General features: G+C 65.5%; 19 protein-coding genes. 12 read left to right on the forward strand and 7 right to left on the reverse strand.

The annotated features are described in order from the left end of the window. Positions 1-22 precede the first annotated feature (22 nt). Positions 23-997: a class 1b ribonucleoside-diphosphate reductase subunit beta gene (nrdF, locus tag KPL76_RS05530; RefSeq protein WP_205111029.1), complete on the forward strand. Its 975-nt coding sequence runs from the start codon at positions 23-25 to the stop codon at positions 995-997. 177 nt (positions 998-1174) lie between these two features. Here nrdF and KPL76_RS05535 read toward each other — a convergent pair whose 3' ends face one another. Next, positions 1175-2356: a hypothetical protein gene (locus KPL76_RS05535; protein ID WP_216335474.1), complete on the reverse strand. Its 1182-nt coding sequence runs from the start codon at positions 2354-2356 to the stop codon at positions 1175-1177. Between the two features lie 138 nt (positions 2357-2494). Here KPL76_RS05535 and KPL76_RS05540 point away from each other — a divergent pair, with 138 nt between their 5' ends. The 9 genes from KPL76_RS05540 (at position 2495) to KPL76_RS05580 (ending at position 14074) form a co-directional block, all read left to right on the forward strand. Next, positions 2495-3655: a glycerate kinase gene (locus KPL76_RS05540; RefSeq protein ID WP_216335475.1), complete on the forward strand. Its 1161-nt coding sequence runs from the start codon at positions 2495-2497 to the stop codon at positions 3653-3655. Between the two features lie 10 nt (positions 3656-3665). Then, positions 3666-4577: a sulfurtransferase gene (locus KPL76_RS05545; protein WP_216335476.1), complete on the forward strand. Its 912-nt coding sequence runs from the start codon at positions 3666-3668 to the stop codon at positions 4575-4577. Continuing rightward, positions 4574-5626 (forward strand): ketopantoate reductase family protein, encoded by a 1053-nt coding sequence (locus KPL76_RS05550; RefSeq protein ID WP_216335477.1) that lies wholly within the window; start codon positions 4574-4576, stop codon positions 5624-5626. Before KPL76_RS05545 ends, KPL76_RS05550 begins: the two co-directional genes overlap by 4 nt. Before the next feature lie 176 nt (positions 5627-5802). Beyond that, positions 5803-6870 carry a LacI family DNA-binding transcriptional regulator gene (locus KPL76_RS05555; RefSeq protein ID WP_216335478.1) on the forward strand — a complete coding sequence of 356 codons (1068 nt, stop codon included), beginning with the start codon at positions 5803-5805 and terminating at the stop codon, positions 6868-6870. 361 nt (positions 6871-7231) lie between these two features. Then, positions 7232-7939 (forward strand): L-ribulose-5-phosphate 4-epimerase, encoded by a 708-nt coding sequence (locus KPL76_RS05560; RefSeq protein ID WP_253202195.1) that lies wholly within the window; start codon positions 7232-7234, stop codon positions 7937-7939. Between the two features lie 278 nt (positions 7940-8217). Next, entirely contained in the window at positions 8218-9309 is a 1092-nt protein-coding gene (gene chvE, locus KPL76_RS05565; protein WP_216336122.1) for a multiple monosaccharide ABC transporter substrate-binding protein, read from the forward strand. Between the two features lie 148 nt (positions 9310-9457). Next, on the forward strand, positions 9458-10969 hold the full coding sequence (gene mmsA / locus KPL76_RS05570) for a multiple monosaccharide ABC transporter ATP-binding protein (protein ID WP_371733941.1): 1512 nt from the start codon (positions 9458-9460) through the stop codon (positions 10967-10969). Beyond that, a complete protein-coding gene (gene mmsB, locus KPL76_RS05575) occupies positions 10969-12210 on the forward strand; it encodes a multiple monosaccharide ABC transporter permease (protein ID WP_216335481.1) in 1242 nt (413 codons plus the stop codon). The genes mmsA and mmsB overlap by 1 nt, the downstream gene beginning before the upstream one ends. A 103-nt stretch (positions 12211-12313) precedes the next feature. Beyond that, the gene (locus tag KPL76_RS05580) at positions 12314-14074 is read left to right on the forward strand and encodes an ATP-binding cassette domain-containing protein (RefSeq protein WP_216335482.1); all 1761 of its coding nucleotides are present in this window, start codon (positions 12314-12316) and stop codon (positions 14072-14074) included. A gap of 130 nt (positions 14075-14204) precedes the next feature. Here KPL76_RS05580 and KPL76_RS05585 read toward each other — a convergent pair whose 3' ends face one another. The 4 genes from KPL76_RS05585 to xylA all read right to left on the reverse strand — a co-directional run bounded on the left by KPL76_RS05585 (position 14205) and on the right by xylA (position 19835). Then, complete coding sequence (locus KPL76_RS05585; protein ID WP_216335483.1) at positions 14205-14582, reverse strand: VOC family protein; 378 nt, start codon at positions 14580-14582, stop codon at positions 14205-14207. A 166-nt stretch (positions 14583-14748) separates the two neighbouring features. Continuing rightward, positions 14749-16716 (reverse strand): hypothetical protein, encoded by a 1968-nt coding sequence (locus tag KPL76_RS05590; protein ID WP_216335484.1) that lies wholly within the window; start codon positions 16714-16716, stop codon positions 14749-14751. A gap of 79 nt (positions 16717-16795) precedes the next feature. Then, a complete protein-coding gene (locus KPL76_RS05595) occupies positions 16796-18457 on the reverse strand; it encodes an FGGY family carbohydrate kinase (RefSeq protein ID WP_216335485.1) in 1662 nt (553 codons plus the stop codon). Positions 18458-18644: 187 nt separating this feature from the next. Beyond that, positions 18645-19835: a xylose isomerase gene (gene xylA / locus KPL76_RS05600; protein WP_205111007.1), complete on the reverse strand. Its 1191-nt coding sequence runs from the start codon at positions 19833-19835 to the stop codon at positions 18645-18647. A 288-nt stretch (positions 19836-20123) separates the two neighbouring features. Here xylA and KPL76_RS05605 point away from each other — a divergent pair, with 288 nt between their 5' ends. Both KPL76_RS05605 and KPL76_RS05610 read left to right on the forward strand, forming a co-directional pair. Next, positions 20124-21338: an ROK family protein gene (locus tag KPL76_RS05605; RefSeq protein WP_253202196.1), complete on the forward strand. Its 1215-nt coding sequence runs from the start codon at positions 20124-20126 to the stop codon at positions 21336-21338. Between the two features lie 16 nt (positions 21339-21354). After that, entirely contained in the window at positions 21355-22629 is a 1275-nt protein-coding gene (locus KPL76_RS05610) for a saccharopine dehydrogenase family protein (RefSeq protein WP_216335486.1), read from the forward strand. A 46-nt stretch (positions 22630-22675) separates the two neighbouring features. On the opposite strand, the gene KPL76_RS05615 is transcribed toward KPL76_RS05610, so the two are convergent. After that, positions 22676-23308, reverse strand: a complete 633-nt coding sequence (locus KPL76_RS05615; RefSeq protein WP_216335487.1) for a hypothetical protein — start codon at positions 23306-23308, stop codon at positions 22676-22678. A 170-nt stretch (positions 23309-23478) separates the two neighbouring features. Further along, a complete protein-coding gene (locus KPL76_RS05620; RefSeq protein WP_216335488.1) occupies positions 23479-24213 on the reverse strand; it encodes a potassium channel family protein in 735 nt (244 codons plus the stop codon). Positions 24214-24227 lie beyond the last annotated feature (14 nt).

Consider the following 24227-nt stretch of genomic DNA (forward strand, 5'->3'; position numbering starts at 1 on the left):
AAGTAGAAGAGAAGAAGAGAACGTGGCTGAGAAGCTCAGACTTGCCAACAATGTGCAGGCCATCAACTGGAACAGAATCCAAGACGACAAAGACGTCGAGGTGTGGAACAGGCTCGTCAACAACTTCTGGTTGCCCGAGAAGGTGCCGCTCTCGAACGATGTGCAGTCGTGGAACACCCTGACTCCCGCCGAACAGCAGCTGACGATGCGTGTGTTCACAGGGCTGACGCTGCTCGACACAATCCAGGGCACTGTCGGTGCGGTCAGCCTCATTCCTGACGCGATCACGCCGCACGAAGAAGCGGTGTACACGAACATCGCCTTCATGGAGTCGGTGCATGCGAAGTCGTACTCGTCGATCTTCTCGACGCTGTCGAACACCAAAGACATCGACGAGGCGTTCCGCTGGTCGACCGAGAACCCGAACCTTCAGAAGAAGGCCGACATCGTTCTCGACGACTATCGCGGCAATGACCCGTTGAAGCGCAAGGTCGCGTCGACCCTGCTCGAGTCGTTCCTCTTCTACTCGGGGTTCTACCTGCCGATGTACTGGTCGTCCCGCGCGAAGCTGACGAACACAGCAGACCTGATCCGCCTCATCATTCGGGACGAAGCGGTGCACGGCTACTACATCGGCTACAAGTTCCAGCGTGGGCTCGAGCGGGTCGACCAGGCGAAGCGCGACGAGATCAAGGACTTCACGTTCTCTCTCGTCTACGACCTCTACGAGAACGAGGCGCAGTACACTCAAGATCTCTATGACGAGGTCGGTCTGACCGAAGACGTCAAGAAGTTCCTGCACTACAACGCCAACAAGGCCCTCATGAACCTCGGTTACGAGCCGATGTTCCCGAAGAGCGTCACCGATGTGAACCCGGCCATCCTCTCGGCCCTCTCGCCGAATGCTGACGAGAACCACGACTTCTTCTCGGGCAGTGGTTCGTCGTACGTCATCGGCAAGGCCGTCAACACCGAAGACGAGGACTGGGACTTCTAGGTTCTGTCGGGCGCGATCCTTACGTCGTTTCGGGGGATTTCGAGTCTGCTGCGCCGAATTGACTCGCTTCGCCAGCCACATTTCGGCATGGCGGCATCACAGCGGTTTCACGAAAGAACGGACTGCCAGACCCGCGAGAGTCTGACAGTCCGTTCTTTTGTCTGCTCCCCCGGGGATTCAGGAACGCGAGGAGCGGCGGCGGGAGAGGCCGAAGGTAGCGGCGGCTGAGCCGAGCACGACCACGAGCGCACCGATGAGGAGGGCGACGCCGGGGTTGAACCCGGTGCTCGCAAGCTGGTGACTCGAAACCTTCGAGCTGGTGCCGGTCGTACTGCCCGTGGTTCCCGATGCCCCGGAGCCCCCGGTGCCTGGCGACGGGGTGGCCGAGCTGGTAGGCGTGGGCGTCGAGGTTGAGGTCGGTGTTGACGTCGGAGTGGGCGTGGGTGTCGGTGTGGGTACGGCTACCGTGGCGATGCCCGTGAAGGGCACGTTCTCGATGGCGTTCGGCTGCTCGGGGTCGATGCTGATCTGGTGGCCGACGATGTGCACGTTGCCGCTGAACGTGCCGGCGGCCGTGGGTGCGAATGCCAGGGAGAACGTCGCGGTCTGCCCTGGCCTGTAGGTTGTGCCCACCCCGCCGAACGACGAACCGCTGAGGGTGACGTTCGAAGAAGGATTCCCCGCAGAATCGGTGACAGTGATGTCGTTGTTGTCGAACGCGATCGGAACAACGCCGTCGATGAACAGGCTGACGGTCTGTTCTGTTGAGCCGCCGGCTGCGAGGCTGCCGAACTCGATACTGCCGCCGGCATTCGTTCCAACCGCGAAGTGAACGGGGTCCGTCGCGATCGATCGGCCCACAAAGATGATCGTCAGGGTCTTGGTCGAACCGTCGGTGCGGTCTGTAGCTGTGAGAACGACGGGTTCCGTCACGCTTGTTCCGGCAGCAGGCGCCGTGAAAGCGACATTGAATGCGGCGGTGCTGTTGTGGGGAAGGATCGTTGCGGCGGTGAACCCGATGCTCCCGGCTGTGAACGGTGACGTCAGCGTAGTCAGTGCGGCGGGGTCGATCGTGATGTCGTTGTCGCCCGTGTTCAGGATGGTGAAGGACTGCGTTGTGGTTGTTCCCTGCTTGCGGTATCCGAAATCCGGTATGCCGCCCGAGAGCTTCACATCGAACGGCGTGGCCGTCAGGAATCGCGACTGCGAGACGTGAGACGCATGATATGCCGAATCGTCGAGGGGGGCAGCGGCCGCCGAAAGGGAGCCACCGCCCGCCATCGCCGCTCCGAATGCAATCGAGGCGATCGCGAGACCGAGAGAACGGTTCGCGCGGGGGTGACGGAATGGGCGAGGCATGGGTCCTGCTTTCGGAATGGCGGAGGTCGAGTACTGGTCAGCACCACAAATCATGAATATAACTCACTAAGGCAGTAACTGACAAATATTCACCCAGCGACCACTGACACCCTCGCCACAGTGCGGCAGACTGAAGACATGAGCCCCTCCCTGACGGTCGTCGTCACCCCCGACTCCTTCAAGGGCAGCGCCACTGCCGCGGAGGTTGCCGCTGCGATCGGCGGGGGCTGGAGCGAAGCGCGCCCCGCAGACACCGTGATGCTTCGACCCATGGCTGACGGCGGCGAGGGCACCATCGACGCCTTTGCACTGGCCGCCCCCGGTGCCGTGCGCATCCCGGTGACCGTGACCGGCCCGGACGACAGGCCCGTCGACGCCGAGTGGCTCTGGCTCCCCCCGGCCGACGCCGAACGCCACTCCGAAGGCTCAGCGCGCGGCGGCACCGCCGTCGTCGAACTCGCGAACACCAGCGGCATCACCCTCCTCGGGGAGCTCAGGCCGATGGATGCCCATACCCGTGGCTTCGGCGAGGCCATCTGCGCCGCGCTCGACCACGGCGTCGACCAACTTCTGCTCGCCATCGGTGGTAGCTCCTCCACCGATGGCGGAGTGGGCGCACTCACTGCCCTGGGTGCCCGCTTCCTCGACGCAGCCGGACAGCCCATCGCAGACGGAGCGACAGGCCTCCGCGATCTCCATTCCGTCGACCTGGCCGCCCTTCGAACGCTGCCGCAGGGCGGTGCAGAAGTCATCACCGACGTCACGAATCCACTGATCGGTGATCGTGGCGCGGCCGCCGTCTTCGGGCCGCAGAAGGGTGCAGACGCCGCCACCGTCGCAGACCTCGAAGACGCACTCGTCGTTCTGGAGCGAGTGCTCAGCGTGCCCGGCGCGCATACCCCCGGCGCGGGTGCGGCCGGAGGAACGGGTTTCGGCCTGGCACTGTGGGGAGCGAGCATCCGGCCCGGTGCCGTCGCCGTCGGCGAAGCGATGGGGCTCCCCGCCGAGATCGAGCTCGCCGACGTGGTGATCACGGGTGAAGGTCGTTTCGATGGCCAGTCCGCCGACGGCAAGGTCCCGTCGTACGTACTCGGTCTCGCGCGCGCTGCAGATGCCTTCGCCCTGCTGGTCGCCGGCAGTGTGGATGCTGACCCCGACGATTTCGCAGCGTGGGTGTCGCTCACCGAACTCGCTGGCAGCACGGCGGCAGCGATCGAGAACCCGGTGCCGTTCCTCTGGGCCGCTGGCAGGGCCCTCGCAACCGGCGCGGCCAACCAGACGACTTCGTCCACCGACTAGTCAGGAGACAATGGTGTCGATTCTCATCACGGCGGCGGAGCTGAAGTCGCTCATCGAGTCTGGCCCTGCGCACGCGGGAGAGTCCGCCAGCCGTGCCGCGAACGGCGATGGCAGATCGCTGTCTGGCGGAGAGGTTCGCGTTCTCGACGTTCGCTGGAGCCTGGGCGGCCCTGCGGGAAAGCCGCTCTATCTCGAGGGGCACATTCCCACAGCGGTATATGTCGACCTCGACACCCAACTGTCCAGGCACGGCGAGCCCGCTGACGGCCGGCACCCGCTGCCCACCATCGACGACCTTCAGCGTGCAGCGAGGAGCTGGGGCATCAACCAGGGCGACACCGTCGTCGTCTATGACGACCTGAAGAACCTGTCGTCGGCTCGTGCCTGGTGGCTGCTGCGTGACGCGGGCATCGCCGATGTTCGCCTGCTCGACGGTTCGCTGCGGGCATGGAGCGATGCCGGGTTCGAACTGGAGACGGGGGACGAGCGAGCCCTGCCGGGGAATGTCGAGCTCCGATACGGGACGCTCCGCACCCTGACGATCGACGACGCAGCTTCCCTCGCCCAAACAGGGGTGCTGCTCGACGCGCGCCCCGCCGAGAGGTATCGCGGCGAGGTCGAGCCCATCGACCCCCGTGCTGGGCACATCCCGGGCGCGCTCAGCGCTCCAGCGACCATGAACCTTGATGTCAACGGCCATTTTCTTCCGGCAGGCCAGTTGCGCGCCCACTTCGAGGCGATCGGGGTGCGGGCGGATGCCCCGGTCGGCGTCTACTGCGGCTCGGGTGTCACGGCTGCAGCCGACGCGGTCGCCCTCACCTTGGCGGGTTTCGAGCCCGCTCTCTACCCTGGCTCGTGGTCGCAGTGGTCCAACACCCCTGGCAGGCCGGTCGAGCTCACATCGGGGGTTGCGCCGAAATGAGACGGTACATCATTGTCGGGGCGGGAGCGATCGGTGCGATCCTCGCCGCGCAGTTCGAGGGCGCGGGCATCCGTTCGGTTCTCGTGGCGCGAGGGGAGAACCTCGCCGCAATCAGAGAGCACGGGCTCACGGTGCGGAGGCCGGCTTCGACAGACGTGGTGCGACTCGACGTGGCCTGCTCCCCAGGTGAAGTGAATCTCACCACCGACGACGTCATCGTGATCGCTACCAAGTCTCAGGATGCCGAAGCAGCCCTGGCCGAGTGGGCGTGGCAACCCGTCGAAGCGGCAGTTCCGGCAAACAGCGACCCAACAGCCGGGCTTGGTGCAGTCGCGATTGCGGGCCCCGGAGACGGAGCAGGCACCGAACCGCCGGTGCAGAGGATGCTCGGGGCAGACCTGCCCGTGCTGACCTTCCAGAATGGGCTCAGCACCGAAGATGCAGCACTCCGTCGCTTCTCGAAGGTCTACGGCGTGTCGATCGGCATTGCAGCGAGCCACCTGTCACCGGGCATCGTGGTCTCACCGTCGTATCCCGTGGTTGGCTCCGTCTGGTTGGGGCGGTACCCTGACCAGCACGACGAAGTGCAGGACCAGTTCGTGGCCGACCTGGTGGCCGCCGGCTTCGATTCGCAGAGCGTGTCGAACGTGTCGGCCTGGAAGGCGCGAAAGCTTCTCGTGAACGCGGCCAACGGGCTCGATGTTCTCGCGGGCGACGACGAGGATCGCGTGGTCGCACGCAAACGTCTTTTCGGTGAGGCGCGTGCGGTCTTCGAGGCTGCTGGCCTTGCTGTCGTACAGGATGCCCCGCGCTTCTCCCTCGCTGTGCAGGAGGTTCCCGGCCACACCTCCGGGCGACTCTCAACCTGGCAGAGTTTCGCCAGGGGGGCGTCGAGCGAGGTCGATTATCTGAATGGTGAGATTGTTCTCATCGCACGGAAGGCAGGGGTCGGCGCACCGGTGAACGAGCGGCTGCAGCGCCTGCTGGGCTCGCAGGCGGCCCGCTCAGAGGCTCCGGGAACACATACTCTGGCGGAGTTGCTGGCATAGCGGGAGCGTTCTCGGCTGACGGGGGGCGGTGCGAGGCTGGTTGTCGTGCACCCATGTGACTGTCACATCCCAGCCGTGGAATGTTACTGTCACATTTCAGCTCACAGGCGATCCGTAGAATCTAGGCCATAATTGGGCACACACAGCAATGTGACCGTACACATCGGCGTAGCGATATGTCATGCCCCAGCAACACCCCCAGCGGCCCGGTACCGAGAGAACGGCAGAGCGTGGCTTCAGACCCGCAGCGCGATCGTGCGCCGAGCATCCGCGACGTTGCGAGGCTCGCCGGCGTGTCCCACCAGACCGTTTCGCGTGTGCTGAACAGCCACCCGAGCATCCGGCCGGAGACAAAAGCCCGGGTGCAGCAGATCATCGACGACCTGCAGTATCGACCCAACCGTGCCGCACGTGTACTGGTCACCAGCCGGTCGCAGACGCTCGGGATCATCGCAGCCGACAGCTCGCAGTACGGCCCAGCTTCGGGCATCCAGGCCATCGAGCGGGCGGCTCGCGCCGAGGGATACTTCGTCAACTCGGTGAGTCTCGACTCGACAGACCGCGAATCGATCGAGCTGGGCCTGAACCACCTTCTCGACCAGGCCATCGAGGGTCTCGTGGTGATCGCTCCGCAGGTGCGCGTGCTCGAAACGTTCAACAACATGAACCTGACGATCCCGTTCGTGACGCTGCAGAGCGCCGGCCCGGCAGACCACGCGCTCTCTGTCGACCAGATCAGTGGCGCACGGCTCGCCACACGGCATCTGCTGGACCTCGGGCACCGCAACATCTACCACCTGGCTGGACCGCAGGACTGGGTCGAGGCAGAGGCGCGGATGCACGGTTTCCTGACCGAGATGTCCGAGTGGGATGTGCCGGCGACCGCGCCCATCCTCGGCGACTGGACGGCAGAGTTCGGCTACCGCGCCGGCCGGGAGCTGCTGCGGGTGAGGGACTTCACCGCGATCTTCTCGGCCAACGACCAGATGGCCCTCGGACTCATCCATGCAATTCGCGAGGCGGGCCTGAACGTGCCGGGCGACATCAGCATCGTGGGATTCGATGACATTCCCGAAGCCGCGCACTTCTGGCCGCCACTGACCACCGTGCGCCAGGATTTCGGCGAACTCGGTCGCCGCAGTGTTGAGCTGCTTCTCGGCAAGATCGACCCGGAGCTCGGCTATGGGCAGACCCTGGTTCCCGAGCTCATCGTGCGCGCGAGCACCGCACCGCCCGCGCGCTGACTCCCGTCCACCACGAACCCCCTGCACCCACGTCGGGCGCGGACGGTATCGGCTGGCCAGCCTGCCAGCGCGCTCAGCAGTCGCGTGTGTGCCTCCGGCACCGTGTGTCGCATGGTTCACTCGGTGGCGGAGGGCAGTTACCGAACCGTGACCATCGTGACTTGACACGTTGTGGACCGATATGACTAACATGAGGGCAGCCAATGTGACCGTTCACATTTTGTTCGCCGAACACAATCATCCGAAGCGACAGATTCGCTATCGCATGCCCAGATCAGACAAAGGAGTCGTCCAACGTGATCATGCCGCTCGATTCCCGCCACTCTCGTGCCACAGCTTCCACTCTGACGGGTGGATCCCTGTGAACTACGGCCCCGAAATCGAAGTAGCGATCGCCCGCGCACGTGCAGATGTCTCGAAACTGCATGCGGAACTGGTGCGTTATGGCCTCGTCATCTGGACGGGGGGCAATATCTCTGCCCGTGTTCCCGGTGCAGAGCTGTTCGTGATCAAGCCCAGTGGCGTCAGCTACGACGAACTCCGCCCCGAGAACATGATCCTCTGCGATCTCGATGGCGAAGTGATTGCTGACACCCCCGGATGTGAACGTTCACCCTCGAGCGACACCGCTGCGCACGCCTACGTCTACCGGAACATGCCGGCCGTCGGTGGCGTCGTGCACACCCACTCCACCTATGCCACTGCATGGGCGGCGCGCGGCGAAGCGATTCCCTGCGTCATCACCGCGATGGCAGACGAATTCGGCGGCGAGATCCCGGTAGGGCCCTTTGCGATCATCGGTGACGACACCATCGGCGTCGGCATCGTGGAGACACTCACCGGTCACCGTTCCCGGGCAGTGCTCATGCAGAACCATGGCGTCTTCACCATCGGCAAAGACGCGAAAGACGCGGTCAAGGCGGCCGTCATGACAGAGGACGTTGCCCGCACAGTGCACATCTCCCGTCAGCTCGGCGAGCCACTGCCTCTGCCGCAGTCGGCCATCGACTCCCTGTTCGACCGGTACCAGAACGTCTACGGCCAGGCTCCCAAAGGAGCCATGAAGTGACACACGGGCACGTAACCACCCACGAATTTCTCGTCATCGGCGAGAGCACAGACCTCCGGGATTTCCAGACAGGTATCCGGCGGAACAAGGCCCACCACTGCTTCGCGCACGGCCTGTAATCACAGCAACACCACAACGCACCATCCAGCACCACCCAGCACCACCCACCACCGCATTACCTTCACACAGCACCTGCTGACAACGAAGTCCACATGCACAAATTGAAAGGAAATACAGTGAAGAAGAAGGTTGTTCTTTCTCTCCTGGCCGCAAGCGCCATGGTGATTTCACTCGCCGCCTGCTCCTCGAGCGGTTCATCGTCAGGTTCCTCCACGGGCGGCGCAGCCGCCAGCGCGGGTGGCCTCATCGGCGTTGCAATGCCGACCAAGTCGTCTGAGCGCTGGATCGCTGACGGAAACAACATCAAGACGCAGCTCGAAGCCGCGGGTTACACCGTCGACCTCGAGTACGCAGAAGACGACATCCCCACCCAGGTCAGCCAGCTTGAGAACATGATCACCAAGGGTGCGAAAGCCCTGATCATCGCTTCGATCGACGGCACGACGCTCACCAACACGCTGCAGAACGCCGCCGACAACAAGATCCCGGTCATCGCTTACGACCGTCTGATCCGCGACTCGGCCAACGTCGACTACTACGCGACCTTCGACAACTACAAGGTCGGTGTCGAGCAGGGCACGTCGCTGCTGACCGGCCTCGGCGTTCTCGACGCAAGCGGAGCAAAGACCGGCGCCAAGGGCCCGTTCAACATCGAGCTGTTCGCCGGTAGCCCCGACGACAACAACGCGACGTTCTTCTTCAACGGCGCAATGGACACCCTGAAGCCGTACATCGCTGATGGCACCCTCGTCGTCAAGAGCGGCCAGACCGACTTCAACACCGTGGCAACACTGCGTTGGGACCCGGCAACCGCCCAGTCGCGTATGGAGAACATCCTCACGTCGACCTACTCCGACGGCACCACGAAGGTCAACGGCATCCTGTCGCCCTACGATGGCATCTCACGTGGCCTGATCTCGGCAGTCACCTCGGCGGGCTACACCGTCGGTGCCGGCTTCCCGATCATCACCGGTCAGGATGCTGAGCTCGACTCGGTCAAGGCCATCATCGCCGGCGAGCAGTACTCGACCATCTACAAGGACACTCGCGAACTCGCGAAGGTTGCTGTCAAGATGGCAAGTGCCGTTCTCGCAGGCCAGACTCCTGAGACCAACGACACGAAGACCTACGACAACGGCAAGAAGGTCGTTCCGGCCTACCTGCTGCAGCCGGTCGTCGTGACGAAGGACAACATCAAGAGCGTTCTGATCGACGGTGGCTACTACACCGACGCTCAGGTCAACGGCTAGTCACGTTCCACCTGGTTCCGGCCCGGCAGCACTCTTCCGCTCACGCGGGACAGGGCTGCCGGGCCGGAACGCTCCATTCATCATTCCCCGACTCGGGGTCACCCCACAGACAAAAGGGAGGAATATTGTGACCACCAATATCCTGGAAATGCGGCATATCACAAAGACATTCCCCGGCGTCAAGGCGCTGCAGGATGTCACGCTCGACGTCAGCCGCGGCGAGGTCCACGCCATCTGTGGCGAGAATGGTGCCGGCAAGTCCACGCTCATGAAGGTTCTGAGCGGTGTGTACCCCCACGGAACCTACGAGGGCGACATCGTCTTCGAGAATGAGACTGTCGAGTTCCGCGACATCCGTGACAGCGAAGCCAAGGGCATCGTCATCATCCACCAGGAGCTGGCCCTCAGCCCCTTTCTGTCGATCGCCGAGAACATCTTCCTCAACAACGAGATCACGGGCGCATTCGGCCTGATCGACTGGAACAAGACCAACATCGAGGCCTCCAAACTCCTCGCCCGTGTCGGCCTGCGCGAGAACCCCACCACGAAGGTGCGTGAGCTCGGCGTGGGCAAGCAGCAGCTCGTCGAGATCGCCAAGGCGCTCTCGAAGCGAGTGAAGCTCCTCATTCTCGATGAACCGACCGCTGCACTCAATGACGAAGACAGCGATCACCTGCTCGACCTGATCCTCTCGCTCAAGGGCCAGAACATCACGTCGATCATCATCAGCCACAAGCTCAACGAGATCAAGAAGATCTCCGACACCGTCACCGTCATCCGCGATGGCAAGGCGATCGAGACGATTGCCAAGAACGACGTCACCGAAGAGCGCATCATCAAGGACATGGTCGGCCGCGACCTCGAACACCGCTACCCCGATCACACGCCGCACATCGGCGCGGAGATCCTGCGCGTCGAGAACTGGACCGCGTACCACCCGCAGGATCCGACCCGCATCATGGTCGACAACGTGAACCTCAACGTCAAGCGCGGCGAGATCGTCGGCATCGCCGGCCTCATGGGTGCAGGGCGCACCGAGTTCGCCATGAGCCTCTTCGGTCGCTCGTACGGAACTCGCATTTCGGGCCAGGTCTTCAAGAACGGCGTGGAGATCAAGACACGCACGGTGTCTGAAGCCATCGACAACGGTCTCGCGTACGCCACGGAAGACCGCAAGTTCTACGGCCTCAACCTGATCGAAGACATCAAGCGAAACATCTCGATGGCTGCGCTGAAGAAGCTCGAGAAGGGCGGACTCGTCGACGACAACAAGGAATACGAAGTCGCCGACGGCTACCGCAAGTCGATGAACATCAAGGCGCCCTCGGTGCTGTCGAAGGTCGGCAAGCTGAGTGGTGGCAACCAGCAGAAGGTCGTTCTGAGCAAGTGGATCTACTCCGACCCCGACGTGCTCATTCTCGATGAGCCGACCCGCGGAATCGACGTGGGTGCGAAGTACGAGATCTACACGATCATCAACCGCCTCGCCGCAGAAGGCAAAGGCGTCATCGTCATCTCGAGCGAGCTGCCGGAACTCATCGGAATCTGCGACCGCATCTATGCCATCGCAGAAGGCCGCATCACCGGCGAAGTGCCCATCGAGAATGCAACACCCGAAACGCTGATCAAGTACATGACCATGGAAAAGGAACGAATCTGATGTCCGATCTCGAGACGAAGCCGGCTGACGACACTGCCGCCGGTGGCCGGGTCAACCCGGTCGACAACAAGTTCACGTCAGCGCTCAGCCACGTGCTCAGCGATATCGGCAAGAACGGCATCTTCCTCGCCCTGATCCTCGTGGTCGTGGTGTTCGAGATCCTCACGAACGGCGTGCTCCTGCGCCCACAGAACGTGTCGAACCTGATCGTGCAGAACGGCTACATCCTGATCCTCGCGATCGGTATGGTCATGGTCATCGTCGCCGGTCACATCGACCTGTCGGTCGGGTCGGTCGCGGCCTTCATCGGCGCGATCTCGGGTGTCTTCGCGGTGAACATGGGCCTGCCGTGGTGGGTCTCGATCATCCTGTCGCTCGCCATCGCCGCCCTGGTGGGCGCGTGGCAGGGGTTCTGGATCGCGTACGTCGGAATTCCGGCCTTCATCGTGACGCTGGCCGGCATGCTCATCTTCCGCGGGCTCACGCTCGTGGTGCTGGGCAATGCGAACATCGGTTCGTTCCCCGACCTGTACCGCTCGCTCGGTAACGGCTTTCTCACGAACCTCTTCGGCACCTACGACGTCGACCCGCTGACCATCGGTGTCGCGGTCATCGCCATCGTGCTGTTCATCGTGCAGTCGATCCGCACCCGCCGCGGGCGCCAGAGCTACGGCCAGGCCGTCGAGCCCCTCGGTTGGTTCATCGTCAAGATGGTGCTCGTCTCTGCCGTTGTGGCACTGTTCGCCTACGCGCTCGCCACGTTCAAGGGCATCCCCGTCACGCTGATCGTGCTGGCTGTTCTCATCCTCATCTACGGCGTCGTCATGACCCGCTCGGTGTTCGGTCGCCACATCTACGCGATCGGTGGCAACCTGCACGCCGCTGAGCTCTCGGGTATCAAGACCCGCAACGTCACGTTCTGGTTGTTCGTCAACATGGGCTTCCTGGCCGGTCTTGCCGGTCTGGTGTTCACCGCCCGACTCAACCTCGCAGGCCCGAAGGCCGGTGACGGGTTCGAGCTCGAAGCCATCTCGGCTGCCTTCATCGGTGGCGCGGCTGTGACGGGTGGTGTCGGCACGATCGGTGGCGCCATCGTCGGTGGTCTCATCATCGGTGTGCTGAACAACGGTATGTCGATCATGGGCATCGGCATCGAATGGCAGCAGGCCGTCAAGGGCCTCGTGCTGCTGCTCGCGGTCGCCTTCGACGTCTACAACAAGCGTCGCTCCGGCGGTCGTTGATCTGGTCTGACTCCAGCTTGTCTGGTTCGCTGCTGTACTGATTCGTCGCTGTACCTCTTCACATCTGTACCGGTTCGTCTGGCTGTTCTGACAGCATGAATGGATGCCCGTGCCCACCCCGATCCTCCGCCTGAGTTCTGTCTCGGCGAGGTCTTCGGCGGGCACGGGCATTCGTGCTGTGTCGTTCGAGGTGCGCCGGGGCAGCGTGCACGGCGTTCTCGGCGAGAACCTCTCGGGATCATCCGAACTCCTGGCGGCCCTGTCGGGGTACCTGCCCGTGACTGAGGGAGTTCTCGAGCTCGACGGTGTGCCGACGGTCTTCGACGGTCACGCCGAGGCGGAGGCGGCCGGTGTGGCTGTCGTTCGGGGTCGGCCGAGCGTCGTGCCGCACCTCTCCGTGGCCGAGAACGTGTTTCTCGGCCGCGAGCGTGCTGTTCGGGGGTTTGTGAAGTTCGACCGCCTGCACTCGGAGACGACGGCGATTCTTGCCCAGCTCGGTGCGGGGGCCACGGTCAAGGCTGCCCGCCCGGCCGGCGATCTGACGCCGGGCGAGCGCTGGGTGGTCGAGCTCGCCAGGGCGGTCGCCGCTGAACGCCGGGTGCTGCTGCTGGACGAACCGTTCACTGGCCTCGACGCGACGGGCCTGTCGCTGGTCTCGACCGCGATCGACCGGCTGGCTTCAGACGGAATGACCGTCGTCGTCGCGACGCACCGGATCGACCAGTTGCGCCGGATTGCCGAGACGGTCACCGTGCTCTCCCGTGGCAGTGCGGTCGAGACCATCGGACTCAGGCGCGCACCCCGGCGACGTGCTGGCGAACCGGGCGGCGACCAGGCGGGCAGTCACAAGGACTCGGGTGGTCACGGCGAGCTCCGCGGCGGCGCAGGCTTCGGTGATGACGGAGCCATCGGCGGCATCCCGCACGGCGACACAGGCGGCACTGGCGAGACGGGCGGCTCCGGCGACGCGTCGACAGAGAGGCTCATCGGCTACATGACGGCGAACCTCCGGGTCACGCGCCGTGTACTTCACGAGTCGATCGAACCAGGGCCGGTGGTTCTCGAAGTCAAGCGCTGGTCGGCCTTCGACCCGCTCGAGACGACCCGAGCCGTGGTTCGGCAGGTTTCGCTCAGCGTTCGGCGCGGCGAGATCGTGGGGCTGGCCGGGCTCGAGGGCTCGGGCATCAGTGAGCTCGCCCTCAGCCTCTTCGGTCGGTCATGGGGGTCGTCGGCAACCGGCGAGATCGAGGTGAATGGGCGGATGCTCGCAGCCAGGAACCCGCAGGAATCGATCGCCGGCGGCCTGAGCCTGTCGACGGATGCGAACGTGAAGTACGACCTGCAACTGCTGGGCGGCATCCCCTCACGCATATCGGCCTCGATGCTCGCGCGGCTGGCGCGCCTCGGCCTCGTCGACCGGGGGCGCGACTACGAGACCGCAGCGCCGGCATTCGGGCTCGGCGGCATCTCGGAGCTGGTCAGCGGTCGCGGCGGGAAGGGTTCCGGGGCTGGTGCTGCCAAGGCGATGGGCGGAACGGGTGGGGCGGTGAGCGCCGGCGAACAGCGACACCGCGAGGCACTCGAGCTCTGGCTGGGGCAGCCAGAAGAGGTTCGGCCGGCGGTGGTGATGCTCGATCATCCGACTCGCGGTGCCAGCGCCGAGGGCGTGCAGCAGCTTCGTGACCTGATCGTGGAGCTTGCGGCCTCGGGCACCGGAGTACTGCTCGCGTCGGCCGACCTCGACGAGCTGCTCGTCATGACGACCCGCGTCTACACGCTGTTCGAGGGCCGAGTGACGGCCGAGATCGACACGCGCACGGCCACGCCGCAGAGCCTGCTGGCGCGCATGATCGGGCCAGCGTGACTGCCTCGACCCTCTGAATCGGAGACCGAGCGCACTCACCGGCCCGATCGCCCAATCGTCGGCCCTCGTTCAAACCGACGGATTGTTTCGCGCAGTTTCACTGAGGGCCGACGACTGAGCTATCTGTCGTTCAGTCGGAGGTCAGCGCCGTCGCCTGCAGCACGATTCCGTTGCCGTCGGGGTCGTCGAACTGCACGAACGAGCCCCACGGCGCGTGCTCGATCTCGCCGATGGTCACACCGAGCCCGCGAAGCCGCTCGACCTCTCCTCCGAGGTCGTCGCTCTCGAGCACGAGACCCTTCAACGAACCCGCCGGCATCGAGTCGAACCAGGTCACGAGCGTGAGCGCGGTCTGGGCGCCGGGCGGCGACACGAGCACCCACCGCATGTCCGGCCCCATCTGTACGTCGTTCACGAGGTCGAACCCCAGCGTGTCGACGTAGAAGTCACGCGCACGATCCTGGTCGCTCACCGGAACCGAGAACAGTTGCACGTTGGTGATAGTCATGCCCACATCATCCACACCCGGTGTTTGCCGCGTCAAGCGCGGTCGGAGAGCTGACTTTCGGAGGAAATTCGACGATGTGGGCCGGAAAGCGGAAGCACCCTCGAGCATCTCCTCCCAAAGTGTTCCGGATCTCCGGAGGATCTCGCCGCGCGCGCCGGCCCGGGCGCTACTTCGCGGCGACGACGCTGGTCGGGATGCTCGTCTTCGCTACGGCGAGGAACGCAGTCTTGCTCCCCGTTACCGAGACAGTGAGGGTCTTGCCCAGATCGGCCGCCACCGGCGTGTAGGTGGCCGCCGTCGCACCGGGAATGACGACCCCGGCACGGCTCCACTGGTACGCGAGGGTCACCGGCGCGGGGCTCCACGTGCCGGCCGTGGCTGTCAGGACCTTGCCGACGGCTGGTGTGCCCGCGATCGTCGGAACCGGAGTCGCGGTGAGTGCCGAGAGAATGGCGCTGGTCGCAGCGCTGGTCGTGGTGACCGTGCCGTAACCGGCCTTCGAGCCGGTGACGCTCACGGTGATGACCTTCGCGGCATCCGCGGGGGTCAGTGTGTAGGTGGCGGCCGTGGCGCCGGCGATGGCGACGCCGGAGCGCTTCCACTGGTACGTGAGCGTGACGGGCGCGGGTGACCAGGTACCGGGTGTCGCGGCGAGGGTCTTGCCGACGGCGGGTGCGCCCGCGATCGTCGGCACCGGCGTCGCGATGAGGGTGGCGAGTACCGCGGTCGTCGACGCGCTGGTCGTCGTAGCGCTCGCGAAGCCCGCTTCGGAGCCGGTGACGCTGACCGAGATCGTCTTGGTCACGTCTGCAGCTGTCAGGACGTAGCTCGACGCGGTGGCTCCGGCGATGGCGACGCCAGCACGCTTCCACTGGTACGCGAGAGCGACGGCCCCGGGCATCCATGAACCCGCGTTCGCGGTCAGCGTCTTACCGGCGACGAGTGTACCCGTGATGGTTGGAGTGGCCGTCGTGAGAGTGCCCTGGGCGATCGCGGCCGTCGGCAGGCTCGTGGTCGTCGCGGTGATGAAGCCGGTTGCCGTGCCGGTCGCCGAGACCGTGATCGTCGTGCCGAGATCGGCGCCTGTGAGGGTGTAGCTCGCGGCGGTGGCACCCGGGATGGCTACCCCGGCCCGGTTCCACTGCAGTGCGACGCTCACCGGTGCGGGTGCCCAGGCGCCGGCTGTGGCCGTCAGCACGGTGCCGGCCTTCGCGTTTCCGGCGATGGTGGGAACAGGAGTCTGCGTGAATGGGCCGAGAACCGTCGTGGTCGGGTCGCTCAGAATGGCGGCGGCCTCGAACCCGGGGCGGGCACCCGTCACCGACACCGACATGGCGAAGTGCTGGTCGCTCGCGGCGAGCGTGTACGTCGAGGCGGTCGCCCCGATGATCGGGGTGTCGCCGTGGTACCACTGGTAGGCGAGCTTGACGGTGCCGGGCCCCCAGGTGCCGGGCACGGCGGTGAGCAGCGAGCCGACAGTCGTGGTGCCGGTGATGGCGGGCTTCACCGAGATCAGGGCCGGGGTGACAGCGGGAACATCCGCCGTCCAGGCGCCGGTGCCGGCCGTGACGTGGATCGTGGTGTACCAGACGCCGGCCGAGGCGAACTGCACGTTGTTGCTCTTCAAGCAGGCGAAGCCGAGGCTGTAGTTACCGCCCTTCGTGCGTACGTTCGACGCCATGCCCAGAATCTGGGCGCTCAGGTTCGCCGGCGACTCGAGCACGTACTTCGTGCCGAAATAGAAGGCGCCGTCTGCGTACGCCGACCAGGAGCTTCGAACGCGCTCCTGGCCCACCGGCGAGATGAACGTCTGTACCGATGTGGCATCGGCGGGGCAGGAGAAGAGGAGCCGGGCATCCCTGCTGCTCGGCGAGCCAACGAGATCGTCAGTCCAGGCGTAGACCTTGGTCGCGGGAGAGCGGGTCTCGGTGCCGGAGTCGAACAGATAGTACGCGCCGTCGGAGCCGTTGGGCTGCACCAGCGCCTGCGCTGCGGTGCCGGAGCCGGCCACCAAGAGGGTGGCGGTCGCGAGGGTCGCGGCGGCGGCGAGGGCTGCGCGAAGAACACGGGAGGTCATCGGGGTGCCCATTCGGTCGACAGGATCGCGGGCATCCGGTGTGCCTGCACGCGCCACTGTCGCAGGCGGCGGTTACCGGCGAATGAATAGCCCGTGATCTAGTGGGGTCGGCTGACCCCTGCCGGCCGACGGATGCTCAGCGGCGCGGCACCGAACCGAGCAGCTGGGCGGCGCGGTACTGGGTCACGATGACCGCCCTGGTGTCGACCGGCAGTTCGGCGACGAACGTCACGGGCCACACGGGCCTGCTGCCGAGAAGCGTCCACGCGGCCTGCCGGGCCGCACCGTCGGCCACGTACTCGCCGGGCGTCGGCACCAAGACCGGCACGTCGAACACTTGGGCGGCGACGGCCTGCACGGCCGGGTTCTGGGCGGCGCCGCCGATCAGCATCACTCGGCGGGTCTCGACGCCCAGCGTGCGGATCGCTCCGATGCCGTCGGCGAGCCCACAGAGCATGCCCTCGATCGCGGCCCTGGCGACGTTCTCGCGGCTCGTCGACGCCATAGTCAGCCCCGCGAAGGTGGCAGTGGCATCCGGCTGGTTGGGTGTGCGCTCACCCTCGAAGTAGGGAACGAGCACGGCGCCACCAGAACCGGGCTGGGCTGCCAGCGCCAGTTCAGCGAACTCGTCGAAACCTACCCCGAGCAGCCCACTGATCGTCGCCAGGATCCGGGCCGCATTCAGCGTGACGACGATCGGCAGGAATCCGCCAGCCGCATCCGCGAAGCCCGCCACCGTGCCGCTGAGATCGGCCACCGGATGATCGGTGACAGCGAACGCGGTCCCCGATGTGCCGATGCTGATCACCACGTCGCCCGCCTGCGCGTCGAGACCGAGGGCTGCTCCCGCGTTGTCGCCGGCCCCCGCTCCCACGACGATGCCGGCCGGGATCACCCCAGGAACATCGGCCGGGTCCTCGATGCCGTTGGTGTCGAACGACCCGTCTCCACCGTGCGCCACGGTGACACCGGCGACCTCGCCTGTCTGCACCACGCGCGGCAGGATGACCGCCGGCAGCCCCTCGGGTTCGCTGACCCAGCCGGGCAGTGCCCTGTCTCCTGCGACAACGTTGCCCGCCGAGTCGAGCAGGTCTTCTTCCAGTTCTTCCTCGAGTTCGTCGACGAGCTCGAACTCGAGTTCGGCCTCGGCGACTCCGACGGCTTCGACGCCGGGCCGGCCGAGGGCGCGCTCGAACAGCGCGAAGTCGTAGGCGTTCGCCGCCGGGCTCCAGTACGAGGTGCCACTCGCGTCGGAGCGGTCGGTGGTCAGGGCATCCAGAACCGGGCCCAGGGGGCTCTCGTCGGCGGGGCCGTAGCCGAGCAGGCGCCAGGTCAGCCAGTCGTGGGGGAGGGCGACGGCAGCAACGCGGGCGACGTTCTCAGGCTCAGCGTCACGCAGCCAGCGGAGTTTTGTTGCGGTGAAGGAGGCGACCGGCAGTGAACCCGCTCGCGCGGCGTAGCCATCGGGCCCGGCTGCACCGACCTCGGCGAGCAGCTGGGCCGCTGCGGGGGCACTGCGGGTGTCGTTCCAGAGCAGGGCGTCGCGGATGACGCGGCCCTCGATGTCGAGCACGACCATGCCGTGCTGCTGGCCGCCGATCGAGATGGCGGCCACGTCGTCGAGCCCGCCCGCGTCGGCGATCGCGGCGAGCAGCGCGCCCCACCACGCGTTCGGTGGGACTTCGGTGCCGTCGGGGTGGGATGCCCGGCCGCTGCGCACGAGAGCGCCCGTCTGGGCATCCCGGATCACGATCTTGCAGCTCTGCGTACTCGAATCAACGCCGGCGACGAGGCTCACGGTGCCTTCTTTCACTCAATGGGGAGGGTGCGCAATCGAGTTTCCCCACGATGTCTGTGGCCGGGTTAGCGTGAGACAGTTTGGGGAAACTCGATCGTCGCGACAATCGCAGTCGACGTTACCGACGAAGCACAGCTCCGTCGGCGCTCGCTGCGCAGCGAGCATCCACCGGATGCTCGCACATAGCTCAGCGAGCGCCCGTCAGGTGCTCGAGGGCGAGCTGCTGCAGGCGCACGAAGCCGAACCCCTTGCCGTTGTAGTACGGGGTCGGGTCGAAGTCTTCGTAGGCACTGCGGTCGGCGAGCAATTCGGTGTACGACTCACCCGCGGCGAGCGTGGGCTCGGCGAGCTCCGTCACCTTCGAGAAGGCGAGCGCCTCCTGCACCTCGGGGTCGGCACGGAACGACGCCGCACGCTCCTTGAGCAGCAGGTAGGTGCGCATGTTCGCGGCGGCCGAATCCCACACACCCGTGATGTCTTCGGTGCGGCTCGGCTTGTAGTCGAAGTGTCGCGGGCCGTCATAGACCGGGCCACCCTCCGGCGAACCGTTCTCGAGCAGGTCTACGAGTGCGAAGGCGTTGTAGAGGTCGCCGTGGCCGAAAACGAGGTCCTGGTCGTACTTGATGCCGCGCTGGCCGTTGAGGTCGATGTGGTACAGCTTGCCCTGGTAGAGCGCCTGAGCAATGCCCGCGGCGAAGTTCAGCCCGGCCATCTGCTCGTGCCCGACCTCGGGGTTCACACCGACGAGCTCGGGGCGTTCGAGCGTCTCGATGAAGGCCATCGCGTGCCCGACCGTCGGCAGCAGAATGTCGCCACGCGGTTCGTTCGGCTTCGGCTCGATCGCGAAACGGATGTCGTAGCCCTTGTCGGTGACGTAGTCGCCCAGCATGTTCACGGCTTCGCGGTAGCGCTCGAGCGCCGAACGGATGTCTTTGGCCGCGTCGTACTCCGCACCCTCACGGCCGCCCCACATCACGAAGGTCTTCGCGCCCAGCTCGGCGGCGAGGTCGATGTTGCGCAGCACCTTGCGCAGCGCGAAGCGTCGCACGGCACGGTCGTTCGAGGTGAAGCCGCCGTCTTTGAAGACGGGGGCCGAGAAGAGGTTGGTGGTGATCATCGGGATGATCAGGCCGGTGTCGGCGAGGGCGCCCTTCAGGCGGTCGATCTGATTCTGCCGTTCGGCGTCGGTCGAACCGAACGCGAACAGGTCATCGTCGTGGAACGTCAGGCCGTAGGCACCGAGCTCGCTGAGGCGGGTGACTGCTTCGACCACATCGAGGGGGGCGCGGGTCGGGCCGCCGAACGGGTCTGCGCCGTTGTAGCCGATCGTCCAGAGTCCGAAAGAGAATTTGTCAGCGCGGGTGGGTGTCAGAGACATTCCGTTGTGCTCCAGTCAGCATCGTTGGCGAGAAAAAGTTACCACGCCCAACATATTCCGGATGACCGGCCGATGTCAAAGCCAATTTGCCTGCGGAGCGATATCTTGTGGGGCCCGTCATTTTGGTTCACAGGCGCTGCCCGGTATATGTTCTAAAGATCAACAAACGTGAACGCACTCGATGAAACGTCGGTGAACGCTGAATCCGAATTGCAGAGTGAAGCAGTAAAGCGAGTTGAAGTAGTACGGCGAGATGAATCAGCGCAGCGAGAGAAGGGCCACCAGACCGTGACGCTCTCCGGATCGCTGCGCCCCATCTCCGCCGGGGTCGGCAACAGCAACGACCAGACCCGCCGACACAATCTGTCGACCATCCTGACCATGCTTCATCACGGCGGCGCCCAGACCCGCGCCCAGCTCACCCGGCTCTCGGGGCTCAATCGCTCGACCATCGGTGCGCTGGTCGCTGAGCTGGTCGAGCTGGATCTCGCCTACGAGACGGAGCCGAGCGACTCTGGCCTTGTCGGTCGCCCCAGCCCGATCGTGCACGCGAACGAGAAGGTCGCCGCGATCACGATCAACCCCGACGTCGACGCCATCACCATCGGCCTGGTCGGGCTCGGCGGTGAGTTGCACAAACGCATCCGATTCGAAACGGCCGCGGTGCCGACCGTGCGCGAGACGATCAACGTGGTGACCGCGGTGATCGCCGGCATGCGGGCGGAACTCGACGCGCAGTATCGCGTCGTCGGTGTGGGCATCGCGATCCCCGGGCTCGTCAACGGGCGCTACGGCACCGTCATGCTCGCCCCGCACCTCGGCTGGCGAGACGTTCAGGTGGCAGAGCCGTTCTCCGCAGCACTCGGCTACCCCGTGCGCATCGCGAACGATGCCGGTCTGGCCACACTCGCCGAGAGCCTGTTCGGCTCTGGCCGGGGTGTGCAGGATCTCGTCTACCTCAACGGCAGCGCCAGCGGCATCGGCGGCGGCGTTCTCGTCGGCGGGTCGATGCTGCGTGGTGCGCAGGGGTACGCCGCCGAACTGGGCCACACGCTGGTGAACAGTGTGGGCATCCGGTGCCACTGCGGCAAGATCGGGTGCCTCGAGACCGAGGTGAACCTCGGCAGGCTACTGGCCGTTCTCGGGCGTGAGGGTCTCGGGCCCGATGAACTCGATGAGGTGTTGGCTGGCGCCCTTGAACCGGATGCCCGGGCCGAAGTCGACCGCCAGCTCGACGTGCTCGCCTCAGCCATCGGCACCTTCATCAGCGTCTTCAACCCGCAGGTCTTCATTCTGGGGGGATCGCTCGGGGCCCTCTATGAGGCGAACCCTGAGCGGTTGCGTGCGGCGGTCGCCGCAAACGCCGTCGGCACGCTGGGCGAAGACGTGCGCATCGAACGGGCCCAACTGCGCTCTCGGCTGCTCACCGTCGGCGCGGCCGAGATCGTGTTCGCGGGGTTGCTCGGGGATCCGGCCGCTGCCTCCGCCGCTGCGGTTGGTTGAGATGTAGTCTCTGCGCATGAAGATTCTTCTTGTGGGCGCCGGCGGAGTCGGCGACTCGATCGCCAAGATCGCCGCCAGGCGCGCGTTCTACGACACCGTCGTCGTCACCGACTACGACCTCGCGCGGGCCGAGCGCACCGTCGCGTGGATCACCGCCCGCCACGGCGCAGAGACCGGCGCAAAGTTCATCGCCGACCGCATCGATGCCTCAGACCCCGAGAACGTCGCCGAGGTCGCCCGCCGCCATGGCGTGACGCACGTGATGAACGCCGTCGAGCCGAAGTTCGTGCCGACGATCTTCGCTGGTGCGCTTGCGGCAGGCGCCAACTACCTCGACATGGCGATGAGCCTTTCAGAGCCGCACCCCACCGATCCGCACAGCGAGACCGGCATCAAGCTCGGTGACGACCAGTTCGCGCAGGCCGCCGATTGGGAGAAGGCGGGCATCCTCGCGCTCGTCGGCATGGGCGTCGAGCCGGGCCTCTCCGACGTCTTCGCGCGCTACGCCGCCGACCACCTGTTCAGCGAGATCGACGAGCTCGGCACCCGCGACGGCGCCAACCTCGTCGTTCGTGACGACGACGGCAACGAGATCTTCGCCCCGAGCTTCAGCATCTGGACGACGATCGAGGAGTGCCTGAACCCTCCCGTCATCTGGGAGAAAGACCGCGGCTGGTTCACCACCCCGCCCTTCAGCGAGCCGGAGATCTTCGACTTCCCCGGCGGCATCGGCCCGGTCGAGTGCGTGAACGTCGAGCACGAAGAGGTGCTGCTCATGCCGCGCTGGGTCGACGCCAAGCGCGTCACCTTCAAGTACGGCCTCGGCAACGAGTTCATCGGGATTCTGAAGACCCTGCACCAGCTCGGCCTCGACAAGACCGCTCCCGTCAGAGTTCGGTCAGCGAACGGCCCCGTCGAGGTCGCCCCTCGCGATGTCGTTGCGGCAGGCCTGCCCGACCCGGCGACCCTCGGGCCACGGATGACCGGCAAGACCTGCGCCGGGCTGTGGGTCACCGGCACCGGAATCGACGGCTACCCGCGCGACGTGTACCTGTACCACGTGGCCGACAACGAGTGGACGATGGCGGAGTACGAGTCCCAGTGCGTTGTATGGCAGACCGCGCTGAACCCCGTGATCGCGCTCGAGCTCCTGGCGCTCGGCCTCTGGACAGGCACCGGCGTGCTCGGCCCCGAGGCGTTCGACGCCCTGCCGTTCCTCGAACTGATGGCCCTGCCCCTCGATGAGGGCGGCTACGGCCAGGAGTGGGGCCTCGAAGACAGAGCGGTCTGAACCGGTCGCTGGTTCGGCGGGTTTGCGATCCAGCCCTGCGGGCTGCTCAACCCGCGACGGCGACCAGTCCATCCACAGACATCAGCGCGATCAGCACCAGTGACAACGCGGCTATGGCGCCGACAAGGCAGAGCGCCTTCAACCACGGCCACTTCTCGAACCAGAAGATCACATCGGCATAGTTCTCGCGCAGCTCGGCACGGCTGATGGGTTCGGATGCCCGGCGAACCGGCACCCCGTAAGCGCTGGCCACCGCGCCCAGGTTCTCGTCGCTCCAGTACTGGCCGCGCATCCGAAGCAGCAGTTCGCCCGTGGCGTCGAGAACGAAGAGTTGCTGGGCCGTGTCGAGGGACTGGCCCCGATACACCTGCACGATGACGACGTTGGCGATGCGTTTGGCCGAGATTCTGCGCTGGTGCACGAAGAAGCCGTTCTCGGTGATGCCGTCACGATCGAGCACGATCCGCACGCTGGAGAGCAGGTAGATCGCCACGAGGTAGGCCGCTGCAACGACAACGATCGCGACCAGCACTCGGGGCCAGGTTCCACGCGGTATTGCGAACCACAGCATCGCAGCGAACACGGGCAGGGCGCTCGCGGCGGCGACGGTCCTCGATTGGATGAACAGCTGGGCACTCGGCCGAAGGATACGCACCCGAGCGAGTTGTGATGGGGTCATGAGCACTGTTCACCGCCGGTGGGTCGAGGGCATGGCACGAAGGTGTGAGGTTCTCAGCATCCATCACCTGGGCGCGGCTGTATAGGCGGCATTAAGGGGGACACGGCCGAGGATGCCCGGCCCCGGAAGTCATGTGCAGGCCTCAGGGGTCATGCCGCAGAGACCAGGCGTCAGGCGTCGCGGTCGGTGATCGCCTTCTCGAGTGAGGCGATCTGCGCGCTCAACTCGGAGACCTGCCGGGCCGTCGCCGCGTGCGTCTCCTTGTCGGTGGCGCGGGTTCGCTCGGCGAGGTACGAAGCCAGGGTGCCGGTGATCGTGCCGATCACTCCGACGCCGGTGAGCATGAGCCCCGCAGCGACGATTCGCCCGCGCACGGTGATCGGTACGAAATCGCCGTAGCCCACGGTGGTCACAGTCACGATCGCCCACCAGATGGCGTCACCCATCGACACGATGGTTGCTCCGGGGGCGTTCTGCTCAGCATCCAGAACCATCAGGGCGCCGACGTACAGGATCATCACGAGGGTCGACGAGACGTACAGGCCCACCCGACCACGCAGCGCCGACCCCTTCGTGCCGCCGCTGAAGTTCGCCATGTTCACGAGCCGCAACAGCCGCAGCGGGTTGAGCGCCGGGATGGCCGTGATGACCAGCTGGTACCAGTTCTTGATGAACCACTTCTTGCGGTGCGGCCCGGCAAGCACGAGGTTCGCGACGTAGTTGATCGTGAATGCGAGCCAGGCTACGGCCATCAGGAGCAGCAGCCCCGTCTGAGCTGCTCCTTGCACATTGCCGATCACCTTCACGCTGAAGGCCACGAGAAACAGGATCGCCGCTACGTTGAGTGGCCACGTGGCGAGCCGATTCCAGCGCGCCTGGGGCTCGGTGTCGGGTAGCTTCGCCATGCCGCGATTCTAGG

The sequence above is a fragment of the Subtercola sp. PAMC28395 genome, assembly GCF_018889995.1.
In the GTDB taxonomy this organism is placed as follows: Bacteria; Actinomycetota; Actinomycetes; order Actinomycetales; family Microbacteriaceae; genus Subtercola.